Origin of the sequence: Pigmentiphaga sp. NML030171 (genome assembly GCF_002188635.1) — a bacterium.
GTDB classification, from domain to species: Bacteria; Pseudomonadota; Gammaproteobacteria; order Burkholderiales; family Burkholderiaceae_B; genus Pigmentiphaga; species Pigmentiphaga daeguensis.
This window is the reverse complement of the sequence record NZ_NINX01000015.1, coordinates 188189-204277: the sequence shown is the minus strand read 5'-3', so window position 1 is coordinate 204277 and position 16089 is coordinate 188189. Positions and strand designations below refer to the sequence as shown.

The following is a 16089-nucleotide window of genomic DNA, read 5'->3' as shown; positions in this document are numbered from 1 at the left end:
GTGGCGGGTCAGGATGCGGACGGCGTGCGGCCGCGGGGCTGGGCCAGCATCAGCAGGGCGCCCACGCCCAGCACGGCCACGCCCACCAGGGCGCCGACGCCGGTATGGCGCAGGCTGGCATAGAACAGGTAGCCGCTGGTGGCGATGAACAGCAGCGGCGTCAGCGGATAGAGCGGCACGCGGAAGGGGCGATGGGCGCCGGGGTCCTTGCGCCGCAGCACGAGCAGCGCCACGCCGCTCAGCACGAAGAACAGCCAGAACACCGGCGCGGTGTATTCGACCATGGTGGCGAAGCCGCTGCGGGTGAAGGCCCCCAGCGCGACCAGCGCCAGCGAGATGGCCGCCTGGACCCACAAGGCGTTGACCGGTGTGTTCCACTGCGGATGCCATTTGGCCAGCATCGAGAAGGCCGGGGTGTCCTGGCCGAAGGCGTAGGTGGTGCGCGCGGCGGTCAGGATGGTGGCGTTGGCGGAGGTCAGCGCCGAGATCGCGATCAGCAGCGCGATCAGTTGCGCGCCCGGTTCGCCCAGCGCCCGCCGCATCATGTCGGCGGCGACGGCCGACGAGGCCCCCATGCCATCCTGGCCCAGCACGTTCAGGTAGGCCAGGTTGACCAGCAGGTACAGCAGCGTGATCAGCGCCAGGCTCCAGAACAGCGCCCGCGGCAGGGTCCGCCCAGGGCCCGAGGCCTCGGCCGAGATGTAGGCGGCCTCGTTCCACCCGCCGTAGGTCAGCATCACGAAGATCAGGACCAGGCCCCAGTTGGCGACGCCCGAGGCGGGGGCAGCCGGCGCGGCCGGCGCTGTCTCGGGCGCGAACAGCAGGCCCACGGCGATGATCAGCACGACGCCGCCGACTTCCAGGGCCGTCAGCAGGTTCTGCGTCCATTTGCCGGTGCTCAGTCCCGCCACGTTCACCAGCGTCAGCACGACGATGATCGCGGCGGCGTAGATGGCGGGCGAAGCCGGTCCGAGATTGGCGATCTGCGTGGCATAGTCGCCGAAGATGTAGCCGAGCAGGGCGATCGAGCCGGTGGGGATGACGGTCAGGCGGGCCCACGCGAACAGGAAGGACAGCCGGGTACCGAAGGCGCGCCGCAGATAGTGGTAGTCGCCGCCGGCATGCGGGTAGGTGCTGGCCAGTTCCGCGTAGCACAGCGCGCCGGCGACGGAGATCATGCCGCCGACGATCCAGGCCATCATCATCGCGGCCGGGGAGCCCGCGTGCATCGCCACCAGCGACGGCGCGCTGAAGATGCCGGCCCCGATGACGATGCCCACGACCAGCGCCATGATGTCCAGCGTACCGAGGAGCGGGCGAGTGGGGGGCCTGGCGGCGGCATCCGGGTTGGACGCATGCGGGGTCGATGCGGGGAACGCGTTGCTCATGACGGGAGGGTCCTCGGTGCAGGGCAGGGATGCGTGATCGTCCGGCGCAGCAAGCGGCACGCCCGGCGGCGCGGGCGGCAAGCTTACAAGTTCCTGAAAGTAATGGCGAAAGCCGAAGACGGTCAAGCCCCCGGGGGAGGCGCGGCACGGTTGCGGTCGAGCTGGTCGCGCACCATGGTGCGGAAGTCGCTGGGCGATGCGCCTGTGTGCTTGGTGAAGAAGCGCGAGAAATAGCCAGGGTCGGAAAAGCCCAGCGTGAGGGCGATTTCCTTCACGCTCAGCGACGAATAGGCGAGGTCGCGGCGCGCCTCGGTCAGCAGGCGGTCGTTGATGACGCCCAGGGCCGACAGGCCGAGCTCGTCGCGGCAGATCCGGTTCAACTGCGTGGGGGTGATGCCCAGGCGCTCGGCGTAATAGGCGATGTCGCGCTGCTCGCGGAAGCTCCGGTTCAGCAGGGTCTTGAAGCGGTGCAGGTGCATGACGCCGCGCGAGCTGCGCCGGCCCGGCCGGGGGCCGGCCAGCGTGGCGGCCTTGCGCGCCAGCAGGACCAGCACGGTGCCCAGCAGCGATTCGAGCAGGGCCAGTCTCCAGGCGTGGGCTTCGTCGTATTCGGCCAGCAGCAGCTCGATCGATTGGGCGAAGGGCGCGTAGGCCGCTTCCCCGGGCTCGAACGGGACGTGGCGTGGTGCCTGGAAATGAGGAAGGAGCTCCGCGTGGCGAGCCAGCAGGCTTTCCATCTGCTGCGTGACGATGGTGATGACCGCGCCGTCTATGTCCTCGGAAAAGCGGAAGCCATGCGCGTGCAGGGCGGGAACGAACAGGGCGCACGGGCCGTGGACGGTGAAGCGGCGATCGTCGAACTGGATGTCGGCGGTACCTGACCGTATGTACAGAATTTGCACGAACAGGTCATGGCGGTGCAGCTTGATCTCCCAGTCGTAAAGGCGGCTGCGTTGCGGGATGGATTCGCAGTGAAGGCTTTCCGGGACGAGGTTCTTGCCGTGTTCCCCATACAGGGCATAGGTGGGGACGATGCTTTTCATGGCCATGGTTCCTGGCACGCAAGATGTTCGGATTATCCATGAAGATGTCTCCATAATCTATCGCGCGCCGCCGACCCGGCTCTTAAGATGCCTGGAAGTCAGAACACATGCAGGAGACACGCCATGAGGGTCCAAGTCGCAATCATCGGGTCCGGTCCGGCCGGGCTCTTCCTCGGGCAGATCCTTTCCCGGGCGGGCATCGAGACGCTCATCATCGAGCAGCGCAGCAAGGAATACGTACTGGGCCGCATCCGCGCGGGCGTCCTGGAGCAGGGCACGGTCGACCTGCTGGACGAGATCGGCGCCGGCCGCCGCATGCACGAGCAGGGCCTGGTGCACGACGGCATCGAGCTGTGCTTCGACGGCCAGCGCCACCGCATCGACCTGAAGACGTTGTCGGGCGGCAAGAGCGTCATGGTCTACGGGCAGACCGAGGTCACCCACGATCTCATGGACGCGCGCCAGGCGGCCGGCTACGCGTCGGTCTACGAGGCCGAGCAGGTCCGTGTGCACGACTTCGGCACCGACCGGCCCAAGGTCACGTATCGCAAGGACGGCGTCGAGCACGTGGTGGAGTGCGACTTCATCGCCGGCTGCGACGGCTTCCACGGCGTGAGCCGCGCCAGCGTGCCGGCCTCCGCCATCAAGACCTACGAGAAGATCTATCCCTTCGGCTGGCTGGGCATTCTGTCCGAGACGCCGCCGGTGTCGGACGAGCTCATCTACTCGAACCACGAGCGCGGCTTCGCGCTGTGCAGCATGCGCTCGCACACGCGCAGCCGCTACTACGTGCAGTGTTCGCTGGACGACAAGGTCGAGAACTGGTCCGACGAACGGTTCTGGGACGAACTGCGCAGCCGGCTGGATGCGAAGGCGGCCGACTCGCTGGTGACCGGCCCGTCCATCGAGAAAAGCATCGCGCCGCTGCGCAGCTTCGTGGCCGAACCCATGCGCTTCGGCCGGCTGTTCCTGGCCGGCGACGCGGCCCATATCGTTCCGCCCACCGGCGCCAAGGGGCTGAACCTGGCGGTCTCGGACGTACGCTACCTGTCCGATGCCATCATCCGCCACTACGGCGGCGACCAGCAGGGCATCGAGACCTATTCCGAACGGTGCCTGGACCGGGTCTGGAAGGCCGTCCGCTTCTCCTGGTGGATGACCTCGCTGATGCACAAGTTCCCGGAGAACGGCGACTTCGGCCAGAAGATCCAGCATGCCGAGCTGGGCTACCTGGTCGGCTCACAAGCCGCCTCGACCGCCTTGGCGGAAAACTACGTCGGCTTGCCGTATTGAGATCCCCCCTACGCGCTGACGCGCGCCCCCCGGGGGGCCGACGGCGGTGGACCGGCGGAGCCGGATCCACCGTGTCGTGGTCTGTGTCGTCGTTCTCGGTGCGGAGCACCGCATGCTGGCTTTGATCCTGGGCGCCGCGGATCCGGCTTTGCCGGTCCGCCAGCGCCGCCCCCTTGAGGGGGCGCCCGAAGGCCGTAGGGGGGCTTCTAGCGGCCGCCTAAACCTTTCCAGCGTTTGAGGCGGTCGGAGTGGATGCCGAAGAGGTCCAGGGTGCGCAGCACGGTGTGGTTGACGATGTCGTCGACGCTCTGGGCGCCTGAGTAGAAGGCGGGGACGGGGGGGAAGACGACGCCGCCCATTTCGGTGACGGCGACCATGTTGCGCAGGTGGGCGAGGTTCAGGGGGGCCTCGCGGGTCAGGAGGACCAGGCGGCGGCGTTCTTTCAGGACGACGTCGGCGGCGCGGGTGATCAGGTTGTCGGCGTAGGCGTGGGCCACGGCCGCGAGGGTCTTCATCGAGGTGGGGGCGATGACCATGCCGGCGGTCAGGAACGAGCCGCTCGCGATGGCGGCGCCGACGTCGCCGGGGTGGTAGACCACGTCGGCCAGCGAGGCCAGGTCCTTGCGGCCGAGCCCGTGTTCATGCATGGTGTTGAGCACGCCGGCTTCGGAGACGACCAGGTGGCTTTCCCAATCGGGCAGTTCGCGCAGCGCTTCGAGCAGGCGCAGGCCGTAGATGGAGCCGCTGGCTCCGGTGATGGCGATGATCAGGCGTTGGCGCTGACGGTCGGCCGGCGGTGGGGTCATGGGGTGGTGTCTCCTCGTTGTTCGGCGCCCCGCGTCACCGCTGTGTCACGCAGGGCCGGCATAATTGTACGTTGGGTGATCGCGTCGCGAGTACAAGAAGAATGATGGTCGTGTTCCGCCGGCTGCGGGCGTGTGGGTTCCTGCTGACCGTTTTCCTGGCCACGCCGGCCATGGCCCAGGAGTCGTCGCCGGTCCAGGCGGAGGCCTTCGCCATCCATGCCCAGTCGACCTATGTATGGCAGCGCAAGCCCTCGTTCGCATCCCCGTACCAGGGGGAGAACTCGCTGTCGGGATCGCGTGCAACGAGTTATTCGCTGACGGCCACCGTGGACCTGGGCGCCAGGCTGTGGGAAGGGGCCGAGGTCCATTTCAACGGCGAAGGCTCGCAAGGCATCGCGTTCTCCGGCCTGCATGGCCTGGGTGGCCTGCCCAACGGCGAGCTGGCCAAGACCGCGGGTTCCGACATGACCTTCTACCGGGCCCGCGCCTTCCTGCGGCAGACCTGGGGGCTGGGCGGCGGACGCGAGGCGGTCGACGCGGACATGAACCAGCTCGCGGGCTTCGTCGACAAGCGGCGCATCGTGCTGACGGCGGGCAATATCTCGGTGCTGGATGTGTTCGACGCGGTGTCGGTCAGTCACGACCCGCGCACGCAGTTCATGAATTGGGCCTTCATGGCGCATGGCAGCTACGACTATGCCGCGGACGCCCGGGGCTACACCTGGGGGGCGGTGCTGGAATACATCGACGAGGGCTGGGCGGTGCGCGCCGGCCGGTTCATGCAGCCCAGGGAGTCCAACGGCCTGCCGCTGGACCGGCGGCTGGGACGCCACTACGGGGACCAGGTCGAATTCGAGAAGTCGTATGCGGTGCTGGACCGGCCCGGTACGCTGCGCGTGCTGGCCTTCCGCAACAAGGCGAACATGGGAAGCTACGGCGATGCGCTGGCGGCCGCGCGGGGCGGAACGCCCGACCTGGCGGCGGTGCGCAAGGAGCGGGCCAAGCTCGGCATGGGGGTGAGCCTGGAGCAGGGCCTGTCCGATCGCGCCACCGCCTTCATCCGCCTGAACTGGGCCGACGGCAAGACCGAAACCTACGCCTTCACCGAGATCGATCGATCGGTCTCGGGCGGCGTGGTGTTCGACGGCGCGGCGTGGGGGCGGCCGGGCGACACCGCGGGCGTGGCGGCCGCGATCAACGCGCTCAGCGCCTCCCATCGCGAATACCTGCGTCGCGGCGGGGCCGGCGCCTTCCTCGGCGACGGCACGCTGAACTACGGTACCGAGCAGATCGCCGAGGCCTATTACAGCTGGCGCCCCTTGAAGCGGCTATGGATCACCGTCGATGCACAGTACATCCGGCATCCCGGCTACAACCGCGACCGCGGCCCGGCCAAGGTGTTCGGCGTGCGCCTGCACACGGAATTCTGAGGCGCCTCGCCGGAAACCGCCTCATTCGGGCTGGATGTTGGCCTTCTCGATCACGGCCTTCCACGCCTGCGCCTCCTGCTTGATGCGCGCGGCGAATTCCGCCGGCGTGCTGCCTATGGGCGTGACGCCGATGTCGGTGTACTGCTTGCGGATGGCGGGATCCTTCAATACCTCGCGCAGCGCGCGCGAGAATTTGTCGATGATCTGCGGGTCGGTGCCCACCGGCGCGGCCAGCCCCCACCAGTTGCCCGTGACCAGTCCCGGCAGGCCTTGCTCGGCCGTGGTCGGCACCGACGGCAGGATGGGCAGGCGTGCGCCATCGGCCACGGCGATGGCGCGCAGCCTGCCGCTGGTCACATGGCCGGCCACCGAGCTGAGCGCGGTCGCATACAGCTGGATCTCGCCCGCCAGCAGAGCCTGGACCGCGGGCGGCGAGCCCCGGTAGGGAACGTGGGTCAATTGCACGTTGGCGAGCTGGCTATACAGCTCGGCCGCGAGGTGGGGCGGGGTGCCGTTGCCGGGTGATCCGAAGTTCAGCTTGCCGGGATTCTTCTTTGCTTCGGCGGTCAGGTCGGACAGGGTGCGGATGTCGGACGAACCGTTGACCACCAGCACGGAAGGGCCGTTGCTCAGCAGGGACACCGGCACCAGGTCCTTGGTCGGATCGAAGCGCATGCCCTTGAACAGGTACTGGTTGGTGACGAAGTTGTTGGTCGCTCCCAGCAGGAAGGTGTAGCCGTCGGGAGTGGCGCGCACCACCTCGTCGGCGCCGATGTTGCCGGAAGCTCCGCTCTTGTTGTCGATCAGGATGCGCACGCCGAACTGCTTCTCCAGTTGCAACTGGACGAAGCGCAGCGTGATGTCGCCGGTGTTGCCGGGCGCGTAGGGAACCACCACGCGGATGGGGCGCGAGGGCCAGACATCGGCCGCGACGGCGGCGGTCGAGGCGAGGACGCAGGCCGCGGCGAGGCTGGCGACCGCCAGCCGGCGGGCCGGGAACGGGACGGATGTCATGGGAATCTCCTTCAGGGGGTGGGGGCGACGATGTGGCCGTCGACCACCGTCAACAGGGAATGCAGCGTAGGGATATCGTCCTCGGCACAGGTCAGCGGATCGGCGTTCAATACCGCCAGGTCGGCCAGCTTGCCGGGTTCGATCGAACCTCGGACGTCTTCGTCCAATGTCAGGTAGGCGCCGCCCCGCGTGGCGACGTCCAGTGCCTCTTGCCGGCCCAGCGCCTGGCCGGGGGCAACGGATGCGCCGCCGCGGCTGCGGCGCGCGACCGCGTGCCAGATGGGGCCGAACAGCGAAACCGGCAGGTTGTCGCTGCCGAACGCCACCGCGACGCCGGCATCGCGCAGCCGGCGCAGCGGCACGATGTCGTCCTGGCCGGCGGCGCCGCGGCGCTGCATCCACAGGTCGCCGTCCTTGTAGATATGGCGGTTGGTATGCGTGGTCAGCACCAGACCCAGATCGCGTATGCGGGCCAGGGTGTCGGCGTCGACCACCGGCTGGTGGCCGAGCACCCAGCGCTGGTCGTCGATGGGGTGCTGGCGGTGAGCCTGTTCGAACAGGGGCAGCAGGTCGGGCCAGATGCCCGCCACGCGGATGCCGGCCCGCGCGGCCTCGGCCAGCAGCGGCGCCAGCGCGCCGGCATCCAGCGCCGCTCCCGCCTGGAAGCCGGCCCAGCCGGTGCAGGGATGATTGCCGGCCCGCAGCATGTTGTTCAGCGGATCCTTGTCGATCTCGGCGTACAGACCCTGCACGCGCAGCATGTCGTCGCCCCGCCCGCGGCGAGCCAGCCAGGTGCGCCATTCGCGCAGCAGCTCCAGCGCCTGCCCGCCGCCACGAGGTCCCCAATAGGGGCTCAGGACCAGGGTGGACCGCACGGTCGATGCGCCCTGGCCGCGGACCGTTTCGTAGGCGTCGATGACTTCGCCGGCCACGCCGTGGCCTTCGAATACGGCGGTGGTGCCGTAGCGGTTGTATTCGGCCATCGCGTGCCGCAGTCCGCTGGCGCGCTGCTCGGCGGTGAAGCCGGGGGCGGCGCGCATCAGGGTATGTTCGACGATGGGCACCAGCGTGCGCTCGACGAACCGGCCGGTGGGGCGCCCGGCGTCGTCGCGTTCGATGTCGACGTCGGGCGAGGGCGAGACCGTGGCGGGCGTCACGCCGGCCAGCGCCAGGGCGCGGCTGTTGGCCACCGAGACCAGGGGCGCGCGGTTGCGCCAGTACCCCCAGATGGGCCGGATGTAGACGGGATGATCGGGGCTGACCCGGTCCAGGTCGTGGCGCGTGGGGTAGGGGCCGTTCGCCAGCGCGTCGTCGGGTTCGGGATATTCGGGAGGCTGGCCGATGGGCTGGGTCACGATCCAGGTACCCGGCGGGGCCTTGGCGGCTTCGTCGGCGATGATGTCCAGGACGTCGTCCCGCGTGCGCGCGCCGGCCAGGCTGGGCAGGTGGCGCCGCAGGCCCTCGCGGTCCATGTGAGCGTGGCCATCGGTCAACCCTGGCAGCACCGCCTTGCCGCCCAGGTCCACGACCCGGGTCTCGGGGCCGGCCAGGGCGAGCATGTCGTCATCACGGCCTACGGCGGCGATGTGCCGGCCGCGGATCGCGACGGCCGAGGCGACGTCGCCGCGGTCGTCGCAGGTGATGATCCTGCCTCGGTGAAGGACCAGGGTGGGGGACACGGCCGGCGGGCTCCTGCGGTAAGCGTTCCGGCAAATCTAGCAGAGTCGACTAATTGTAAAAATTGAAATATTCATATAGATTCATAGTGATTTCCAATACTTTGCCGGCGGGCCCGCACGATGTCGATTTCCCTGCGCCAACTCGAGGCCTTCGTCGCGGTGTGCAACGAAGGCAACTTCAGCAAGGCGGCCCAGCGCATCCATATTTCCCAGTCGGGCCTGAGCATCCTGATCCGTGAACTGGAACAGAGCCTGGAGTGCCGCCTGTTCGACCGCAGTACGCGCCAGGTCAGCCTGACCGACGCCGGGCGCGAGTTCCGCGGGCCGGCGGCGCGCCTGCTGGCCGATCTCTCCGCCGCCGTCGGCAACGTCAAGGGGCTGGCCTCGCGCCAGCACGGCCACGTGACGGTGGCCGCGCCCCCGCTATTGATGTCGCGCCTGCTGGTGGGCATCGCCGCCCGGTTCCGCAGCGCTTATCCCCACATCGCGCTGACCCTGCGCGACATTCCTTCCGAGGCCATTCCCGCGGGCATCGCCTCGGCCGACATCGACCTGGGCATAGGCATGCTGCCGGCCGATCGCGACGAATACCTGACCGAGCCCCTGCTGGAAGGGCCGCTGGTGGCGCTGCTGCCCCGCGTCCATCCGCTGGCGCGCCGCCGCCAGCTGAAATGGACGGATCTGGCGGAGACGCCGCTGGTGGCGCTGACCCCGGAGAATTCCTTCCGGCAATTCCTGGACGGCTGCTTCGCTCGCCTGGACCTGCAGCCCCGGATCGCCGTCGAGGTCGTCCAGTTGAGCACGGTCATCAGCCTGGTCGAGGCCGGGTTCGGGGCCGCCATCATGCCGCCGTACGGCGCGCTGGTCCCCGGCGACGGCAACTCGGTGGCCAGGCCGTTGCGCGACCCCGTGGTCCGCTCGGAAATCGCCTTGATCCGCGATCGCTTCCGCTCGCCCTCGGCCGCGGCGGCGGCCTTCATCGAGGTGGCGCGCGAGGCCGTCGCGGGGCGTTCCCGTCCCCCGCGCGTTACGTAACGCCCCTGCGTATGGTACGTAACGTTTTGGCTCCGCCGCCCCGCGGCGGGCCCGGGAATCGGTGTGACTATCGCACCGGAGGAACATCTTCGGTTTGCCGATATCCCGTTTGTTTTCAACGTTTTCGCCGCATCGTGCGCCCTCGTTCCGGAGTTCGCGCGGGCTTGCGCCGCGAGGCGTCCAGGCCGATGGCATAGCTTTTGCTCGAAGCTCCCGCAAACGTGTTTTCCAGCAGTGGTCGATTCGCCATCCGGCGGATCGCGGCTCTGTTGGGATACCTATCCGTGGGGGCTGAAATTGAACAAGACCTATCGCACCGTGTGGAGCCAGCGGCTCGGATGTTGGGTGGCGGTTGCCGAAACCGCGCGTGCCAGGGGTAAGGGTGGCGCCAGCAAGGCCGGCGCGCTTGCCGTGGCGCTGATGGCCGGGGCATGGGCGGCGCCGGCGGCGGCCGACGGCATGCATGGCGTGCCCGGCCTGTCGAACGCGCGGCTGACCGATGGCGCCGCGGTGGGCGTGATGAGCCAATTGCTTCAGGCCACGACCAATGCGGCGCCCAGCGTTGCCCCCGTGGCGTCGGCCGTGCAGCAGGGCGTCTCGCAGACGGCGGCGGCCCTGGCCGGCATCGGCGCGCCCATCCTGCCGCCTGCCTCGGCATTGCAGCAGATACCCATCGCCGAGGCCGTGCCGTCGCTGCCCGTGGTCGGCGAGGTGCTGGCCGCCACCCCGGTTCCCGCCGCGGTCCAGGCCATCGCCGCCGCGCCGGCCGCGGTGACGAAGAAGGTCGGCTCGGCGCTGCCGGGCAAGGCCGGCAAGGCGGTCGAGTCGGTTCCCGCCAAGCTCGCCGAGGTGCTGGCTTCCGCGCCGGTGGACAAGAGCCGGAATGCCGCCGTGCCCGCCGATGACGCGGTCGCTTCGGCGGCGTCGCTGGGATCGGTCGCCACGTTGTCCAACAGCGTGCCCGCCTCGCCCATGTCGCCGCTGAGCGGCAACGGCACGCTGGGTATCCTGCCCACGGGAGGGTCGCTCTTCCCCAGCAGTTCCAACCGCCAGACCATGGCGGTCGCCGCCTCGTCGGGCTCGGAGCCGCCGCCGCTCAATCCGCCCGCGCCCACCGGCCTGGTGATCGGCACGGCCGGCCTGCTGGGCGGCGTCGGGCAGGGCCTGCAGCCATTGACGATGAGCCTGTTCGGCCAGAAGGAAGCGTGGATGCGTTCCGGCGCGCTGAGCGTGAACCGCGAAAACATCAACGCGCGCTTCAGCGTGGTCAACGTGCTGGGCATCCCCATCCTGGACCTGGCACCGGTGACGGGTACGCTGCAAGGCACGCTGGGGGGCCCGCTGCCGGAGCAGAAGCTCACGCTGCTGGGCGGCGTGACCTCGGGCAACTACATCACCAACATCAATTCCGGCCTGACCTACAACAACGGTCTGCTGCTGCCGGGCACGCAGCCGCCGTCCTGGGTGGACAGGAACAACTGCCTGAACGTCCTGGGCCTGGCCGGCGCCACCTGCTGGGACATTCCCGCGGCGCAGAACAACCAGGTGCTGATCGGCGACGGCGCTTCGGCCAACGGTTCGCAGGAAGTCGTGATCGGCACCAACGCCAAGCACATCCTGCCCAACGAGGATGCCGGGACGATCTTCACCGATCCCAACATGCCGGGCGTGCCCGACACCAACTACGCGGCGCGCAAGGGCCACTCGGTCCTGATCGGCGACAGCACCTACGGCAATGCCAATGGCCAGACCATCGTCGGTGCCAGCGCATCGTCGACCGTGGCGGGCGGCGTCGCGCTGGGCTTCCAGTCCGTTTCCGACCGCGAGGGCGGCGGCAGGGAAGTGTTCTCGAACGTCGCGGTGCCGGTGCGCGGCGCGGTGTCCGTGGGCTCCGCGGGCAACGAGCGCCAGATCATCAACGTCGCGGGCGGCACGGCGGATACCGATGCCGTCAACGTGCGCCAGCTCAAGGCGGTGGCCGACCAGATCGACGGCATCGACGCCAATTCGGTCAAGTACGACGATGCCACGCGTGGCAAGGTGACGCTGGCCGGAGCGGGCGGCACGGTGGTGACCAACGTCAAGGCCGGCGAAGTCAGCGCCACCAGCACCGACGCGGTGAACGGCTCGCAGTTGAACGAGACCAACACCAACGTCACCAACGTGGACAACCGCGTCACCAACATCGATAACGGCGGCACCAAGTACTTCAAGGCCAACTCGACCCTGGCGGCGGCCTCGGCCACTGGCACGGACAGCGTGGCGGCGGGCGGCGCGTCGGTGGCGTCGGCCGCCAACGCCGTGGCGCTGGGCAACGGCGCCAATGCCAGCATGGCCAACAGCATCGCGCTGGGCGCGGGCTCGACCACCACGGTGGGCGCGCAGAGCGACTACGCGGCTTTCGCGCTGACCGCGCGCCAGTCGTCGGCGGGTGAAGTGTCGGTGGGCAGCGCCGGCGCGACGCGCCGCATCACCAACGTGTCGGCGGGCAGCGCCGACACCGATGCCACCAACGTCGCCCAGTTGAAGGCTGTCGACGGCCGCATCAGCGAGGTGGACAAGCTGGCGATGAAATACGACGACGACACCAAGACCAAGGCGACGCTGGGCGGCGCCGGCGGCACCCTGGTGACCAACGTCAAGGCCGGCGATGTCAGTGCCACCAGCACCGACGCGGTGAACGGTTCGCAACTGCACGAGACCAACACCAACGTCACCAACGTGGACAACCGCGTCACCAACATCGACAACAACGGCACCAAGTATTTCAAGGCCAATTCGACCCTGGCGGCGGCCTCGGCCACCGGCACGGACAGCGTGTCGGCGGGCGGCGCGTCGGTGGCCTCCGCGGCCAACGCCGTGGCGCTGGGCAACGGCGCCAACGCCAGCATGGCCAACAGCGTGGCCCTGGGCGCGGGTTCGACCACGGCCGTGGGCGCGCAGAGCGACTACGCCGCGTATGCGCTGACCGCGCGCCAGTCGTCGGCGGGTGAAGTGTCGGTGGGCAGCGCCGGTGCGACGCGCCGCATCACCAACGTGTCGGCGGGCAGCGCCGATTCCGACGCCGCCAACGTCGCCCAGTTGAAGGCCGTGGACGGCCGCATCGGCGAAGTGGACAAGCTGGCGGTGAAGTACGACGACGACACCAAGACCAGGATCACCCTGAACGCCGGCGGCACGGGAACGGTGGTGACCAACGTCAAGGCCGGCGAAGTCAGCGCCACCAGCACCGACGCGGTGAACGGCTCGCAGTTGAACGAGACCAACACCAACGTCACCAACGTGGACAACCGCGTCACCAACATCGACAACAACGGCACCAAGTACTTCAAGGCCAATTCGACCCTGGCGGCGGCCTCGGCCAGCGGCACGGACAGCGTGGCGGCGGGGGGCGCGTCGGTGGCGTCGGCCGCCAACGCCGTGGCGCTGGGCAACGGTGCCAATGCCAGCATGGCCAACAGCGTGGCCCTGGGCGCGGGCTCGACCACGACCGTGGGCGCGCAGAGCGACTACGTCGCGTATGCGCTGACCGCGCGCCAGTCGTCGGCGGGCGAAGTGTCGGTGGGCAGCGCCGGTGCGACGCGCCGCATCACCAACGTGTCGGCGGGCAGCGCCGATACCGATGCCGCCAACATCGCGCAGCTGAAGGCCGTGGACGGCCGCATCGGCGAAATGGACAAGCTGGCGGTGAAGTACGACGACGACACCAAGTCGAAGATCACCCTGAACGCCGGGGGTACGTCGACGGTGATCTCGAACGTGGGCCGGGGCGCGGTGACGTCCTCCAGCACGGACGCGATCAATGGTTCGCAGCTGTGGGGCTGGACTCAGGATGAGACCAACATCATGAGCAACCTCAGCCTGTACAAGCGCATCAACGACATCGATTCGGACACCAAGTACTTCAAGGCCAATTCCACGCTGGCCGGGGCGCAGGCCACCGGCACCAACAGTGTCGCAGCCGGTCCGGCGGCCGTGTCGGGCGGTGCCAACAGCGTCGCGATGGGCAATGGCGCCACGACTTCCGCCGACAACAGCGTGGCCGTCGGCGGGGCGTCCGCCGCTTCGGGCACGGCCTCGACGGCGGTGGGCTCCGGAGCGACCGCCACGGGCGCCCAGGCGACGGCGATGGGCTCGGGCGCGACGGCCAGCGGCGCGAACTCGACGGCCATGGGGACCGGATCCAAGGCGACGGGCGAGAGCTCGACCGCGATCGGCGCCAATGCCGATGCGTCGGCCAAGAACAGCGTGGCGCTCGGCGCCGGCTCGGTCGCCGATCGCGACAACACCGTATCGGTAGGCGCCGCCGGCAAGGAACGCCAGATCACCAATGTCGCGCGCGGCACGCAGGACACGGATGCCGTCAACTACGCCCAGTTGAAGGAGGTGTCGGGAGACATCACCAACATCCAGGAAGGCAAGGACGGCATGTTCCAGATCGAGAACTCGCTTGCCCGCGCCAAACCCAAGCCCACGGGCAAGGACTCGGTGGCCGGCGGTGCCGGCGCGATGGCCGAGGGCGCCGCGGCGACGGCGCTGGGCAACGCGTCGATCGCCAAGGGCGAGAACTCGACCGCGGTCGGCAACTCCGCCCAGGCGCTTGGGGTCAATTCGACGGTGGTGGGCAACTCCGCCCTTGCCTCGGGAGCCAATGCCTCCGCCTTCGGTACCGGCGCCAAGGCCGAGGGCAGCGGCAGCATGGCCATGGGCAATGGCGCGCAGACGGGCGCGGCGGCCACCAACTCGGTGGCGATCGGCAACCAGGCCAACGCCACGCAAAGCAATACCGTCGCGCTGGGCAACAACGCCCAGGCCACGGTGGCCAACAGCATGGCGCTGGGCACCGGCGCGCAGGCCAGCGGCGCCAACAGCGTCGCCCTGGGCACGAACTCGGTGGCGGACCGGCCCAACGTGGTGTCGGTGGGCGCGGCGGGCCAGGAGCGGCAGATCGCCAACGTGGGCGACGGCACCGCCGACACGGACGCCGTCAACCTGCGGCAGTTGCGCAGCGCCACGTCGGACTTCACGAGCAGCATCAGCAGCGTGCGCGACGACCTACGCAGGGTCGAGCGCAACGCCAATGCCGGCGCGGCCTCGGCCATGGCGGTGGCGGGCCTGCCCCAGGCGTATACCCCGGGGCGCAGCATGGCCTCGGCGGCCGCCAGCCATTATCTCGGCCAGTCCGCCATCGCCGTGGGGCTGTCCACCATCTCGGAGAATGGCCGCTGGGTCTACAAGATCGCCGGCAACGTCAATTCCCAGGGCAAGGTGGGCGCCGTCATCGGCGCGGGTTACCAGTGGTAGCGCGCATGAACGAATCATCGGAGGCCAGGATGCAAGAAAACAACCCCCATGCCCGCCGCGCCGGCCTGGCCGGCAGGCGCCTCGCGCTGCTGACCGCATGCGTGGCTTCGGTGGCCGTGATGAGCGGCTGCTCGATGTTCCGCAGTTCGAAGGCCCCGGCGTCGCCGTCCGCGCCGGCCGCGGCGAACGGGGCCAGCCCGCCCGCGGTGGAGTTTCCGGCCCGCGAGTCCGCCTCGCTCAAGGAAGGCACCTTCGTCAACCTGGACAATCTCAGGCAGATGATCCCGGGCATGACCAAGCCCCAGGTCTACGACCTACTCGGCCCGCCGCACTTCAGCGAGGGCGTGTTCGGCGTGCGCACCTGGAACTACATCTTCAATTTCCGTACCGGCAACGGCAACGAGTTCATCACCTGCCAGTACCAGTTGCGCTTCAACAAGGACATGCAGACCGAGGCCGGCAATTGGAACCGGCGCGAGTGCGCGGACTTCGTGTTCCCGCGCCCGGTGGCCGCTCCGCCGCCTCCGCCGCCTCCGCCCGCGCCCGCGCCGGTCAAGCCGCCCCCCAGGCAGATCACGCTGGGCGCCGACGCGCTGTTCGCCTTCGACCGGTCCGATCTGGCCAGCATCTCGCCCGAAGGGCGCCGCCGCCTGGACGAGATCGGCAAGGAACTGCGCAGCGTGGACGTCGAACGGGTACGGGTGATCGGCCATGCCGACCGGCTGGGCAGCGCCAGCTACAACGACAGGCTGTCCCGGCAGCGGGCCGCCACGGTGGTGGCCTACCTGGTCAATTCCGGCGTGCCGTCCAACCTGATCAGTTCGGACGGCCGGGGCTCGCGCGAGCCGGTGGTGCAGTGCGACCAGCGCAACCGCAGCGAGCTGATCGCCTGCCTGGCGCCGAACCGCCGGGTCGTCATCGAGATCCAGGGCAAGGCCGGCTCTTCGTGAGGCCGTCCGCGCCGCCCCGCGGGCGGCGCGGAACCTCGACGTATTCTGCGCGTTTCGTTTGTCTGGCGGACGTCTCCGAGTTAGGATTACCCCTTATCGATCCCCCGCAACGCGCGGCCCGCAAGGCGCTTCCGGAGCGCGCGCGGC

At 69.1% G+C, this 16089-nt stretch carries 10 protein-coding genes; 5 read left to right on the top strand and 5 right to left on the bottom strand.

Annotated elements, in window-relative coordinates:
• Positions 1 to 8: 8 nt before the first annotated feature.
• Both CDO46_RS03485 and CDO46_RS03480 read right to left on the bottom strand, forming a co-directional pair.
• Positions 9 to 1388: an APC family permease gene (locus tag CDO46_RS03485; protein WP_087837165.1), complete on the bottom strand. Its 1380-nt coding sequence runs from the start codon at positions 1386 to 1388 to the stop codon at positions 9 to 11.
• Positions 1389 to 1510: 122 nt separating this feature from the next.
• On the bottom strand, positions 1511 to 2431 hold the full coding sequence (locus CDO46_RS03480; protein WP_176400650.1) for a helix-turn-helix domain-containing protein: 921 nt from the start codon (positions 2429 to 2431) through the stop codon (positions 1511 to 1513).
• Positions 2432 to 2554: 123 nt separating this feature from the next.
• On the opposite strand from CDO46_RS03480, the gene pobA reads away from it, so the two are divergent.
• Positions 2555 to 3724 carry a 4-hydroxybenzoate 3-monooxygenase gene (gene pobA, locus CDO46_RS03475; RefSeq protein ID WP_087837163.1) on the top strand — a complete coding sequence of 390 codons (1170 nt, stop codon included), beginning with the start codon at positions 2555 to 2557 and terminating at the stop codon, positions 3722 to 3724.
• Positions 3725 to 3930: 206 nt separating this feature from the next.
• On the opposite strand, the gene CDO46_RS03470 is transcribed toward pobA, so the two are convergent.
• Complete coding sequence (locus tag CDO46_RS03470) at positions 3931 to 4530, bottom strand: UbiX family flavin prenyltransferase (RefSeq protein WP_087837162.1); 600 nt, start codon at positions 4528 to 4530, stop codon at positions 3931 to 3933.
• Positions 4531 to 4634: 104 nt separating this feature from the next.
• Here CDO46_RS03470 and CDO46_RS03465 point away from each other — a divergent pair, with 104 nt between their 5' ends.
• Positions 4635 to 5960, top strand: coding sequence for a carbohydrate porin (locus CDO46_RS03465; RefSeq protein WP_254914551.1), 1326 nt, complete (start codon positions 4635 to 4637; stop codon positions 5958 to 5960).
• A gap of 21 nt (positions 5961 to 5981) precedes the next feature.
• Here CDO46_RS03465 and CDO46_RS03460 read toward each other — a convergent pair whose 3' ends face one another.
• Entirely contained in the window at positions 5982 to 6974 is a 993-nt protein-coding gene (locus CDO46_RS03460) for a tripartite tricarboxylate transporter substrate binding protein (RefSeq protein WP_087837161.1), read from the bottom strand.
• Between the two features lie 11 nt (positions 6975 to 6985).
• The gene (locus CDO46_RS03455) at positions 6986 to 8653 is read right to left on the bottom strand and encodes an amidohydrolase (protein ID WP_087837160.1); all 1668 of its coding nucleotides are present in this window, start codon (positions 8651 to 8653) and stop codon (positions 6986 to 6988) included.
• Positions 8654 to 8773: 120 nt separating this feature from the next.
• Here CDO46_RS03455 and CDO46_RS03450 point away from each other — a divergent pair, with 120 nt between their 5' ends.
• The 3 genes from CDO46_RS03450 to CDO46_RS03440 all read left to right on the top strand — a co-directional run bounded on the left by CDO46_RS03450 (position 8774) and on the right by CDO46_RS03440 (position 15942).
• On the top strand, positions 8774 to 9688 hold the full coding sequence (locus CDO46_RS03450; protein WP_087837159.1) for a LysR family transcriptional regulator: 915 nt from the start codon (positions 8774 to 8776) through the stop codon (positions 9686 to 9688).
• A 297-nt stretch (positions 9689 to 9985) separates the two neighbouring features.
• On the top strand, positions 9986 to 14992 hold the full coding sequence (locus CDO46_RS03445; protein WP_140416827.1) for a YadA-like family protein: 5007 nt from the start codon (positions 9986 to 9988) through the stop codon (positions 14990 to 14992).
• 5 nt (positions 14993 to 14997) lie between these two features.
• The gene (locus tag CDO46_RS03440; protein WP_087837157.1) at positions 14998 to 15942 is read left to right on the top strand and encodes an OmpA family protein; all 945 of its coding nucleotides are present in this window, start codon (positions 14998 to 15000) and stop codon (positions 15940 to 15942) included.
• Positions 15943 to 16089: the final 147 nt, after the last annotated feature.

Coding starts and splice junctions, on each gene's coding strand:
- CDO46_RS03485 (WP_087837165.1), bottom strand. CDS start 1,388: ATGAGCAACGCGTTCCCCGCATCGACCCCGCATGCGTCCAACCCGGAT.
- CDO46_RS03480 (WP_176400650.1), bottom strand. CDS start 2,431: ATGAAAAGCATCGTCCCCACCTATGCCCTGTATGGGGAACACGGCAAG.
- pobA (WP_087837163.1), top strand. CDS start 2,555: ATGAGGGTCCAAGTCGCAATCATCGGGTCCGGTCCGGCCGGGCTCTTC.
- CDO46_RS03470 (WP_087837162.1), bottom strand. CDS start 4,530: ATGACCCCACCGCCGGCCGACCGTCAGCGCCAACGCCTGATCATCGCC.
- CDO46_RS03465 (WP_254914551.1), top strand. CDS start 4,635: ATGGTCGTGTTCCGCCGGCTGCGGGCGTGTGGGTTCCTGCTGACCGTT.
- CDO46_RS03460 (WP_087837161.1), bottom strand. CDS start 6,974: ATGACATCCGTCCCGTTCCCGGCCCGCCGGCTGGCGGTCGCCAGCCTC.
- CDO46_RS03450 (WP_087837159.1), top strand. CDS start 8,774: ATGTCGATTTCCCTGCGCCAACTCGAGGCCTTCGTCGCGGTGTGCAAC.
- CDO46_RS03440 (WP_087837157.1), top strand. CDS start 14,998: ATGAACGAATCATCGGAGGCCAGGATGCAAGAAAACAACCCCCATGCC.